Source organism: Kitasatospora sp. NPDC059812 (assembly GCF_042732075.1).
Classification (GTDB): domain Bacteria; phylum Actinomycetota; class Actinomycetes; order Streptomycetales; family Streptomycetaceae; genus Kitasatospora.
Genome location: NZ_JBHWIO010000052.1, coordinates 7,930 through 18,460 on the forward strand (window position 1 = coordinate 7,930; position 10,531 = coordinate 18,460).

Genomic DNA, 10,531 nt, shown 5'->3' on the forward strand with positions numbered 1-10,531 from the left:
CGCCGCGCCCCACCCCCCCGCCCCCGAGCCACAAACCTGACGCTGCGCCCGCGCGCGCCGCCCCCCCCCCCCCCACCCCTCGACGGGACGTTAGATCAGGCCGGTCAGCCGACCGCCTCGACGCTCTCACCGGGCGGGTTCCCGCTCACCCGTTCGGACTCAAGGGCGGTCTGCAGGATCACCACCGCGGCGGCCTGGTCGACCACCGAGCGGCCCTTCTTCGCCTTGACACCCGAGGCGCGCAGCCCATGGGTGGCGGTGACGGTCGACATCCGCTCGTCGACCAGCCGGACCGGCACCGGGTACAGCCGGTTGGCCAGCCGCGTCGCGTAGGCACGGACCTTCTCCGCCGCCGGGCCCTCCTTGCCGCTCAGCGAGCGGGGCAGCCCGACGATCACCTCCACCGCGTCGTACTCCTCGACGATGGCGGCGATCCTGGCCTGCGACTTCACTCCGGCCGGAACGGTCTCCACGGGCGTGGCGAGCACCCCGTCGGGGTCGCAGGACGCGACCCCGATCCGGGCGTCACCGACGTCGACGGCGATCCGCCGCCCCCGCCGGAAGGGCCGCTCCACCTGAGGCTCCTCGACCATCAGCTGGCGCGCTCCGCGACCAGGCCGCGCACCGCGGCGACGGCCTCGCCGACCGCGGCCGGGTTGGAGCCGCCGCCCTGGGCGACGTCGTCCTTGCCGCCACCGCCGCCGCCGAGGGTCTTGGCGGCGACCCGGACCAGCTCGCCGGCCTTGATGCCGCGGCCGCGGGCGTCCTCGTTGGTGGCGATCACGGTCAGCGGGCGGTCGTTCGCCACGGTGAAGGCGGCGACCACGGCCGGGCGCGAGCCGAGGCGGCCGCGCACGTCCAGCACCAGCTTGCGCAGCTCGTCCGCGCCCACGCCGTCGGCGACCTGCGCGGCGACCACCGAGATGCCCTGCACGTCCTCGGCCGAGTCGGCCAGACCCGCCGCGGCGGCCAGCACCTTCTCGGCGCGGAAGCGCTCGATCTCCTTCTCGGCGTCCTTGAGCTTGGCGAGCATGCCCGAGATCTTCTCCGGCAGCTCCTCCGGGCGCCCCTTGACCAGCTCGGTCAGCTGGGACACCACGGTGTGCTCGCGGGCCAGGAACTTGTACGCGTCGACGCCGACCAGCGCCTCGACGCGGCGCACGCCGGAGCCGATCGAGGACTCGCCGAGCAGCTTCACCAGGCCCAGCTGGGCGGTGTTGCCGACGTGCGTGCCACCGCACAGCTCCTTGGAGAAGTCACCGATGGTGACGACCCGGACCTCGTCGCCGTACTTCTCGCCGAACATCGCGATGGCACCGGCCTTGCGGGCCTGATCCATCGTCATGACCTCGGCGGTGACGTCGAGTTCGCGACCCAGCACGTCGTTGATCTTCTGCTCGACGTCGACCAGCACGGTGCCCGGGACGGCGGCGGGCGAGCCGAAGTCGAAGCGGAAGCGGCCGGGGGCGTTCTCGGAGCCGGCCTGGGCGGCCGTCGGGCCGAGCGCGTCGCGCAGCGCCTGGTGGGTCAGGTGGGTGGCCGAGTGGGCGCGGGCGATCGCCCGGCGGCGCTCGGTGTCGATCGTGGCGTACGCCGAGGCGCCGAGCACGACCTCGCCGAACAGCACCCCACCGGAGTGCACGATGACACCCGGGACGGGCTGCTGCACGTCGCGGATCTCCACCACCGCGCCGGACTCCAGCCGGATCCGGCCGTGGTCGGCGAGCTGGCCGCCGCCCTCGGCGTAGAACGGGGTGCGGTCGAGGATGATCTCGACCTCGTCGCCCTCGGAGGCGGCCGGCGCCGGAACGCCGTCCACCAGCAGGCCGACGACGCTGGCCTCGCCCTCGGTGAGGTTGTAGCCGGTGAAGACGCTCGCGCCGGACTTGTCGGCGACCTCGCGGTACGCGGCGACGTCGGCGTGGCCCATCTTCTTGGCCTTGGCGTCCGCCTTGGCGCGGTTGCGCTGCTCCTGCATCAGGCGGCGGAAGCCGGCCTCGTCCACCTGGAGGCCCTGCTCCTCGGCCATCTCCAGGGTGAGGTCGATCGGGAAGCCGTAGGTGTCGTGCAGCTTGAAGGCCTGGTCCCCGGAGAGGACCGCGCCGCCGGCCTGCTTGGTCTCGGTGACCGCGGCGTCCAGCAGGCTGGTGCCGGCCTTGAGGGTCTGCAGGAAGGCCGCCTCCTCGCCGACGACGACCGTCTCGATGCGCTTGCGGTCGCTCTCCAGCTCCGGGTACTGCGGAGCCATCGCCTTGATCGCGATGTCGGTGAGGTCCTTGGCCACCACGCCGGTGGCGCCCAGCAGGCGCATGTTGCGGATGGCGCGGCGCAGGATGCGGCGCAGCACGTAGCCGCGGCCCTCGTTGCCGGGGGTGACGCCGTCGCCGATCAGCATCAGCGCGGTGCGGATGTGGTCGGTGACCACGCGCAGCGAGACGTCCGACTTGTGGTCGGCGCCGTAGGTGTGGCCGGTGAGCTCGGCGGCGCGGTCGAGGATCATCCGGCTGGTGTCGATCTCGAAGAGGTTGTCGACGCCCTGGAGGATGGCGGCGAGGCGCTCCAGGCCGAGGCCGGTGTCGATGTTCTTGCTCGGCAGGTCGCCGAGGATCTCGAAGCCGTCCTTGCCGTCGCCGTGGCCGCGCTCGTACTGCATGAAGACCAGGTTCCAGATCTCCAGGTAGCGCTCGCCGTTGACGGCCGGGCCGCCCTCCTCGCCGTACGCGGGGCCGCGGTCGTAGTTGATCTCCGAGCACGGGCCGCAGGGGCCGGGGACGCCCATCGACCAGAAGTTGTCCTTCATGCCGAGGCGCTGGATGCGCTCGGACGGGACGCCGATGACGTCACGCCAGATCAGCTCGGCCTCGTCGTCGTCCTGGTAGACGGTGATCCAGAGCTTCTCCTTCTCCAGGCCGTAGCCACCGTCCGCGACGGAGCTGGTGAGCAGCTCCCACGCGAACTTGATGGCGCCTTCCTTGAAGTAGTCGCCGAAGGAGAAGTTGCCGCACATCTGGAAGAAGGAGCCGTGCCGGGTGGTCTTCCCGACCTCCTCGATGTCCAGGGTGCGCACGCACTTCTGGACGCTGGTGGCGCGCGAGAACTGCGGCTTGACCTCGCCCAGGAAGTAGGGCTTGAACGGCACCATGCCGGCGTTGACCAGCAGCAGGGTGGGGTCGTCGGCGACCAGGGACGCCGACGGAACGACGGTGTGGCCGCGCTCCTCGAAGAAGCGCAGCCAGCGGCGGCGGATCTCAGCCGACTCCATTATTGGTCCTTCCGGTTCGGGGTGCCGCCCCGCTGCGGCAGGGCGCGGCGGGGCGTTTCTTCAATGGCTCGGGTGGTGGTGCGGGCCCCACGGGACACAGGGCGGGGGCCTGACGGGGGCAGGGCGGCGGCCGGGCTGCCGGGCGCCGCCGAGATAGCTCGGTACTGCGGCTCGCCGCGCAGGACCCGTCCGGTGCTCCGGGGTTCGACGACGGCGGTACCGTGCAGTCCGAGGTCGTCCTTCAGCTGCTCCTCGCGCTCGGCCATGCCGGCCCGCACGTCCTGGGCGAACTGCTTGGCCAGGTCGCCCAGGTGCAGCGCACCGCGCGTGGCGGTGCCGGAGAGGCTGTCCGGGGTGAGCCGGTGCACGGCCTCGTTGGCCTTGTTCATGGCCCACACGGTCGCACCGGCGCCGACCGCCATCCAGAAGACGCGTCGCACCATGCCGTCAGCCCCTCACCGCGCGCCGGACCCGGGAGAGCAGGCCGTTCCTGGGCGCGGTCGCGGCGCGCACCTCGGCCCGGATCAGCCGGGCCAGCTCCTCGCGCTCGCCGCTCTGCGACGGCACGGACGGCTGGCCGCCCTGCTGCTTGGCGACGGCCTTGCGGACGCCGTAGCTGAAGGCCGCGACCTTCACCAGCGGCCCGCCCAGGGTGGCGGCGACGGTGGAGGAGAGCGCGTTGGCGTTGGCGGCGGCGTCCTGCACGTTGGCGGTGATCTCGTCCACCCGCTCCAGCTGCTGGTTGGCACTGCGCACGGCGGCGCCCGCGTCGCTCAGCAGCGGGACGGCCTGCTCGGTGACGGCGGAGACGAGGACGGTGGCCTCCTTCAGCACGCGCGAGAGGCGGACCAGCACCACGGCGAGCAGAGTGACCAGGACCGCCCAGAACACGGCGACGAGCAACCCGGCCAGCTCTCCCACGGACACCTTTGCGCGCTCCCTCGCCTTGCTGTTCTCCAAACGGAACCCTATCGCGCCCACGCCCGGTTTCCGGACCGGGTTATCGCCGGGCCCCGGGGTCCACCGCCGCGTCGGCCCTCGGCCGAACCGGTCGGATGTGCGAACCGCGCGCGTAACCTACCGGCCGGTCACCTCGTTCTGCCAGGCGGGCCGTCGCCCGTACGGCCCGACGAACGTCCGGGCCCCGACGGTCCGGGCCAGGAACACGGGGAGCAACGCTTGGCCGGCGACTGGAGAGCACAGCCCGGGGAACCCGCGGCGTGGCCGCGCGAGCCGCAGCCCGGCCGGCTGCCGGCCGAGGTGACGGGCTTCGTCGGGCGGCAGCGGGAGCTGGCCGAGCTGGCGGGCCTGCTGGCCGGCGCCCGGCTGGTGACGGTGACCGGGCCGGGCGGGGTGGGCAAGAGCCGGCTGGCCCTGCGCGCCGCCGCCCGGGCGGCCGGCACCTTCCCGGACGGCACCTGGCTGGTCGAGGTGGCCCCGGTGCAGGACCCGCTGCGGCTCGGCCGCGCGGCGCTGGAGGCGCTGCGGCTGACCGACGACACCGCCCGCCCGCCGCTGGACGTGCTTACCGAGCGGCTGTCCGGCCGGCGCACGCTGCTGGTGCTGGACGGCTGCGAGCACCTGGTGCAGGCCTGCGCCGACCTGGCGGACGCGCTGCTGCGGGCACTGCCCGGCCTCCGGGTGCTGACCACCAGCCGCGCCGCGCTGCGGGCCTCGGGCGAGCACCTGCTCGCCCTGGCCCCGCTGCCGGTCGACCCTCGGCCGAGCGGTCCGAGCGGTCCGAGCGGTCCGGGCGGGCTGCCGGACGCGGTGCGGCTGTTCGCCGAGCGGGCCCGGGCGGTGCTGCCCTCCTTCGCGCTGACCGAGGCCAACGCCGAGGCGGTGAGCCTGCTCTGCCGCCGTCTGGACGGCCTCCCGCTGGCGGTGGAGCTGGCGGCCGGGCGGCTGCGCGCGCTGTCGGTGGAGCAGATCACCGCCCGGCTGGATGACCGGTTCCGGCTGCTCACCGGCGGCTCCCGGACGGCCCTGCCGCGGCACCGGGCGCTGCGCACCACGATCGGTTGGAGCCATGAGCTCTGCACCGTGCAGGAACGTTTGCTCTGGGCCCGCCTCTCGGTCTTCGCCGGCAGTTTCGACCTGGAGGCCGCCGAGTACGTCTGCGCCGGTGACGGCCTGGAGGCCGAGGACGTGCTCGACCTGCTCGACGAACTGGTCGGCAAGTCCGTGGTGCTGCGCGAGGACAGCGCCTTCGGCGTCCGCTTCCGGCTGCTGGACACCCTGCGCGACTACGGCGGCCAGTGGCTGCGGGCCGCCGGCGAGGAGCCGCGGCTGCTGCGCCGCCACCGCGACTGGTACCTGGGCGTGGCCACCTGGGGCGAGGTCGAGTGGTTCGGCCCCCGGCAGGCCGAGACCGCCGAACGCACCGAACTCGCCCACCCCAACCTCCGCGCGGCGCTGGAGTTCTGCCTCGCCGAGCCCGGAGAGGAGCAGATCGCCCTGCTGCTGGCGGGCACCCTGTGGTTCTACTGGGTCGGCTGCGGCCACCTCGGCGAGGGGCGGCACTGGCTGGACCGCGCGCTCGCCCTGGACCGCGAGCCGACCGAGGCCCGCGCCAAGGCCCTCTGGGCGACCGGCCACCTGGCCACCCTGCAAGGCGACCTGGAAGCGGCCCGCCCGGCCCTGGAGGAGTGCCGCCGCCAGGCCCTGGACACCGGCGACGACCGGGCGCTCGCCTACGCCGTCCACCGGCAGGCCAGCGCGGCCCTGGTCGGCGACGAGCCGGAGCGCGCCGCCGAGCTGTTCGAGGAGGCGCTCTGGCACTACCGGACCATCGGCGAGCTCAACAGCAACGTCGTGCTGGCCATGGTCGAGCTGGGCCTCGCGTACCTGTTCCAGGGGGATCCGGAGAGCGGCGAGCTCTGGTTCGGCCAGGCCCGCGAGCTGTGCGAGGAGCACGGCGAGCAGTGGGCGTACGCGTACGTGCTGTACGCGATGGCGTACGCGCACTGGCTGGACGGCGCCGTCCGGGCGGCCCGCGCCCTGGCCCGGGAGGGCCTGCGGCTGAACCACCTGTTCCACGACCTGCTCGGCATCGCGCTGGCGATCGACCTGCTGGCGCTGCTGGAGACCGAGCCGGGCGGCCCGGGCGCGCCGGGCGACCTGGGCGAGGCCCGGGTGCTGCAGGGCGCCGCGCACCGGATCTGGCACACGGTCGGCCTGCCCTTCCTGGGCTCGCGGTCCTTCTTCGGCCCGCACCAGGAGTGCGCGGAGCGGGCCCGGGCGGGGCTGACCGCGCAGGAGTACGAGCGGTGCTACCAGGCCGGGGCCCGGCTCGACCTGGACGCGGCGGTCTCCCGGGCGCTGGGCGCCAGCGGGTCGACGGGCGGCCCGGAGCCCGGGTCCGGGCCCTGCTCGGTGCCGTCCGCACCGGCGCCCGCACCGGCCAGGAATAGCTGAAACTTGCCGATTGCTTGAGGAGGCAAGGAACCACCCGGAAGGAGCCCCCCGTGGCCGTGACCACCGCCGCCGACGAGTACCGCCTCGCGACGTTCCACTTCGAGTCCAAGGCCTACGCCGACGCCGCCCGCATGCTGGAGGGCGTGCTCGCCGAGGAGCCGGCCAACCTCTCGGTCCGGCTGCTGCTGGCCCGCAGCTACTACCACTCCGCCCAACTCGGGCGCGCCGAGGCCGAGTTGCTCCGGATCCTGGACACCGACCCGGCCGAGGACTACGCCCGGCTGATGCTCGGCCGCACCCTGGAGCGCCAGGGCCGCGCCGAGGAGGCCCGCCCGCACCTGCGGCTGGCCGCGGCGATGACCGGCGAGAACCGCTAGGTCCCGACCGGCACCAGCAGACACCACCGGAAAAGGGGCGAGCCCCCGCCGCCTCGAAAGGCGACGGGGGCTCGCTGAGGTACCGCAGATGCGGAACCGCCGCGGGTCAGCGCGAGTAGTACTCGACCACCAGCTGCTCGTCACAGATCACCGGGACCTCCTTGCGCTGCGGCGCACGGTCCAGGCGGAAGGCCAGGGCCTTCAGGTTGACCTCGAGGTACTTCGGGGTCTGGCCCTCACCCGCGTAGCCACCCTCACGGGCGACCTGGAACGGGACCTTCTCCTTGCTGCGCTCGCGGACGGTCACCACGAAGCCCGGCTTCATCTGGTACGACGGCTTGTTGACCTTGCCACCGTTGACCTCGATGTGGCCGTGGACGACCATCTGGCGGGCCTGGTAGATGGTGCGGGCAATGCCCGAACGCAGCACCAGCGAGTCCAGACGGGTCTCCAGCTCGGCGACGAGCGCCTCACCGGTCTTGCCCTCGGCCTTCTTCGCGCGGTCGAACGCGCGCGCCATCTGCTTCTCGCTCAGGTCGTACTGGGCGCGCAGACGCTGCTTCTCGAGCAGACGGACCTTGTAGTCCGAGTTCTGCTTGCGACCACGGCCGTGCTGGCCGGGCGGGTACGGGCGGGCCTCGAAGTACTTGACGGACTTCGGGGTCAGCGGCACGCCGAGCGCACGCGCGATCTTGACCTTGGGACGCTTCTGGTTCGCCATGAACCAAACCTTCCTTGCTTACGAATACGGCTTCACCAGGTGTTGACGGAGGTCGCATCTCGCGACCCGGAGACAACCCATCGCCGAGGCGATGCGGTCAGCCGCTCTCCGGAGCCGGGCACAAAAGTGCTGGTCACACGGAACAGCCCGGAAATCCGGGCCGTCCGCGACACCGAAACGGTGCGCGACGCTCCTGGTGCGGGCCTCCCGGAGGAGGCCTACGGCCGATGCCCCGCTGGTGCGGCCGGTCGGTGGAGTCTCCTCCGCCGCCGTCCCGGGGCATGGCACTTCGACCGATTGTACCGGGTGGTCGAGCGCCCCTTCTCACTCACCCCTGAGCCGGCCCCGCGTCCACTCCACGACGTCCGCGTACCGGGCCTCGCCGCCGCGCCGGGTCGGCTGGTAGTAGTCCTTGCCGTGCACCGCGTCCGGCGCGTACTGCTGGGCCGCGATGCCCTCCGGCAGGTCGTGCGGGTACTGGTAGCCCTGGCCGTGGCCGAGCTTGCCCGCGCCGCCGTAGTGCGCGTCCCGCAGGTGCGGCGGCACCGCGCCCGCGAGCCCCTGCCGGACGTCCGCCAGCGCCGCGTCGATCGCCAGGTAGGCCGCGTTGGACTTGGGCGCCAGGGCCAGCGCGATCGCCGCCTGGGAGAGGATGATCCGCGCCTCCGGGAAGCCGATCAGGGCCACCGCCTGGGCCGCCGCGACCGCCGTCTGGAGCGCCGTCGGGTCGGCCAGGCCGACGTCCTCGCTGGCCGAGATCATCAGTCGGCGGGCGATGAACCGCGGGTCCTCCCCCGCCTCGATCATCCGGGCCAGGTAGTGCAGGGTGGCGTCCACGTCGCTGCCCCGGATCGACTTGATCAGCGCGCTCGCCACGTCGTAGTGCTGGTCGCCGTCCTTGTCGTAGCGCACCGCCGCCTGGTTGACGGCCGTCTCCGTGGTGGCCAGCGTGATGCTCGCCTCGGCCTTCTCCAGCGCCGCCCCGGCCGCCGCCTCCAGCGTGGTGAGCGCCCGCCGGGCGTCACCGCCGGCGAGGCGCACCAGGTGGTCCTCGGACTCCGCCGTCAGCTCCAGCGCGCCCCCCAGGCCGCGCTCGTCGGCCACCGCGCGGCGCAGCAGGGCGCGGACGTCCTCGTCGGTCAGCGACTCCAGGGTGAGCAGCAGCGAGCGGGACAGCAGCGGGGAGATCACCGAGAAGTACGGGTTCTCGGTGGTCGCCGCGATCAGGGTGACCCAGCGGTTCTCCACGGCCGGCAGCAGCGAGTCCTGCTGGGCTTTGGAGAAGCGGTGGATCTCGTCCAGGAACAGCACCGTCTCCCGGCCGGACATGCCGACCGCCCGCCGGGCGCCGTCGATCACCGCCCGGACCTCCTTGACCCCGGCGGTGATCGCGGACAGCTCGACGAAGCGGCCTTCCACGGCCTGGCTGATCACGTGCGCCAGGGTGGTCTTGCCGGTGCCGGGCGGGCCCCAGAGGATCACCGAGCTGGTCGCCGCCGGCCCGCGCGAGCCCGAGACCAGCCGCCGCAGCGGCGACCCGGGCTTCAGCAGCTGCCGCTGCCCGGCCACCTCGTCCAGGGTGCGCGGGCGCATCCGTACGGCCAGCGGCGCCCGGCCGGGCTCCCTGCTCTGGCGTTCCTCGGCGGCGGCGGTGAAGAGGTCCGGTTCGTCCACACCGGAAGCCTATGCGAGGCCGCCGACACACCCGCCGGAGCAGCCGGCCCCATCGCGCCTACGCCCTGTCCCGCCGGTCGAGGCGGGCCGCGTGGTCCGGGACGTACTTCTGCAGGTCGCGCGGGGGCCGTTGGTAGCCGCGCGGGGCCGGGCGGGGCGGCAGGTCGATCTGCGGGGCGGTGATCTCGCGGTACGGCACGGTGGAGAGCAGGTGGGCGATCATGTTGATCCGGGCCCGCCGCTTGTCGTCGCTCTCCACCACGTGCCAGGGCGAGTCCGGGGTGTCGGTGTAGACGAACATCTCGTCCTTGGCCCGCGAGTAGTCCTCCCACCGGGTGATCGACTCGACGTCCATCGGGGAGAGCTTCCAGCGCTTCATCGGATCCTCCAGCCGGTCCCGGAAGCGCCGTTCCTGCTCGGTGTCGCTCACCGAGAACCAGTACTTGCGCAGCAGGATGCCCGACTCGATCAGCATCCGCTCGAAGGTCGGGCACTGGTGCAGGAACTGCCAGTACTGCTCGTCCGTGCAGAAGCCCATGACCCGCTCGACACCGGCCCGGTTGTACCAGCTGCGGTCGAACAGCACGATCTCCCCGGCGGCCGGCAGCTGCTCGACGTACCGCTGGAAGTACCACTGGGTCTTCTGCCGCTCGGTCGGGGTCGGCAGCGCCGCGACCCGGGCGATGCGCGGGTTCAGGTACTCCGTCACCCGCTTGATCGCGCCGCCCTTGCCGGCGGCGTCGCGCCCCTCGAAGACCACCACCAGCCGGGCGCCCTCGACCCGCACCCACTCCTGCAGCTTCACCAGTTCCTGCTGGAGCCGCAGCAGTTCCCGCTCGTACGGCTTCCTCGCGAGTCGTTCCGGCTTCGCGGTCCGCTGCTCCTCGACCACCTGGGGTCCTCCGTCCGGCTGCTGCTGATGAGCACTCACCGTAGGCGCTGGAGGCCGCCTCCGCAGGTCGGCGGACGGATGGGCGGCAGCGGCGGCCCCCTGAACCCCCCCGGCCCCGCCCCCCCCGCCGGGCGGCGCGCACGCCCCACGATCCACCGTGGGCCGGGCGCGTAAACACAACACCCCGC

The 10,531-nt window shown here is 73.1% G+C and carries 9 protein-coding genes; 2 read left to right on the forward strand and 7 right to left on the reverse strand.

Annotation, left to right across the window (positions count from 1 at the left end; all coding sequences use genetic code 11):
* Positions 1-104: 104 nt before the first annotated feature.
* From ruvX to ACFV6D_RS24175, 4 genes are read right to left on the reverse strand one after another with little or no spacing between them, the layout of a single operon-like run.
* On the reverse strand, positions 105-593 hold the full coding sequence (gene ruvX / locus ACFV6D_RS24160) for a Holliday junction resolvase RuvX (protein ID WP_063346786.1): 489 nt from the start codon (positions 591-593) through the stop codon (positions 105-107).
* Positions 593-3,262, reverse strand: coding sequence for an alanine--tRNA ligase (gene alaS / locus ACFV6D_RS24165; protein ID WP_380494005.1), 2,670 nt, complete (start codon positions 3,260-3,262; stop codon positions 593-595). Before alaS ends, ruvX begins: the two co-directional genes overlap by 1 nt.
* Positions 3,262-3,705, reverse strand: a complete 444-nt coding sequence (locus ACFV6D_RS24170; protein ID WP_063346788.1) for a DUF6167 family protein — start codon at positions 3,703-3,705, stop codon at positions 3,262-3,264. The genes alaS and ACFV6D_RS24170 overlap by 1 nt, the downstream gene beginning before the upstream one ends.
* 4 nt (positions 3,706-3,709) lie before the next feature.
* The gene (locus ACFV6D_RS24175; protein ID WP_063346789.1) at positions 3,710-4,189 is read right to left on the reverse strand and encodes a DUF948 domain-containing protein; all 480 of its coding nucleotides are present in this window, start codon (positions 4,187-4,189) and stop codon (positions 3,710-3,712) included.
* A gap of 252 nt (positions 4,190-4,441) precedes the next feature.
* Between ACFV6D_RS24175 and ACFV6D_RS24180 the strand changes: the two genes are divergently transcribed.
* Positions 4,442-6,679 (forward strand): ATP-binding protein, encoded by a 2,238-nt coding sequence (locus ACFV6D_RS24180; RefSeq protein WP_380561098.1) that lies wholly within the window; start codon positions 4,442-4,444, stop codon positions 6,677-6,679.
* Between the two features lie 56 nt (positions 6,680-6,735).
* Positions 6,736-7,056, forward strand: coding sequence for a tetratricopeptide repeat protein (locus ACFV6D_RS24185; RefSeq protein ID WP_380377234.1), 321 nt, complete (start codon positions 6,736-6,738; stop codon positions 7,054-7,056).
* A 106-nt stretch (positions 7,057-7,162) separates the two neighbouring features.
* On the opposite strand, the gene rpsD is transcribed toward ACFV6D_RS24185, so the two are convergent.
* The 3 genes from rpsD to ppk2 all read right to left on the reverse strand — a co-directional run bounded on the left by rpsD (position 7,163) and on the right by ppk2 (position 10,343).
* Positions 7,163-7,777, reverse strand: a complete 615-nt coding sequence (rpsD, locus tag ACFV6D_RS24190; RefSeq protein ID WP_063346792.1) for a 30S ribosomal protein S4 — start codon at positions 7,775-7,777, stop codon at positions 7,163-7,165.
* A gap of 324 nt (positions 7,778-8,101) precedes the next feature.
* Positions 8,102-9,451 carry a replication-associated recombination protein A gene (locus ACFV6D_RS24195; protein WP_063346793.1) on the reverse strand — a complete coding sequence of 450 codons (1,350 nt, stop codon included), beginning with the start codon at positions 9,449-9,451 and terminating at the stop codon, positions 8,102-8,104.
* Between the two features lie 58 nt (positions 9,452-9,509).
* On the reverse strand, positions 9,510-10,343 hold the full coding sequence (ppk2, locus tag ACFV6D_RS24200; RefSeq protein WP_380424706.1) for a polyphosphate kinase 2: 834 nt from the start codon (positions 10,341-10,343) through the stop codon (positions 9,510-9,512).
* Between the last annotated feature and the right edge of the window lie 188 nt (positions 10,344-10,531).

Excerpts from the sequence above, each read along its gene's own strand:
- alaS (WP_380494005.1), bottom strand. The coding sequence starts at position 3,262 with ATGGAGTCGGCTGAGATCCGCCGCCGCTGGCTGCGCTTCTTCGAGGAG.
- ACFV6D_RS24170 (WP_063346788.1), bottom strand. The coding sequence starts at position 3,705 with ATGGTGCGACGCGTCTTCTGGATGGCGGTCGGCGCCGGTGCGACCGTG.
- rpsD (WP_063346792.1), bottom strand. The coding sequence starts at position 7,777 with ATGGCGAACCAGAAGCGTCCCAAGGTCAAGATCGCGCGTGCGCTCGGC.
- ruvX (WP_063346786.1), bottom strand. The coding sequence starts at position 593 with ATGGTCGAGGAGCCTCAGGTGGAGCGGCCCTTCCGGCGGGGGCGGCGG.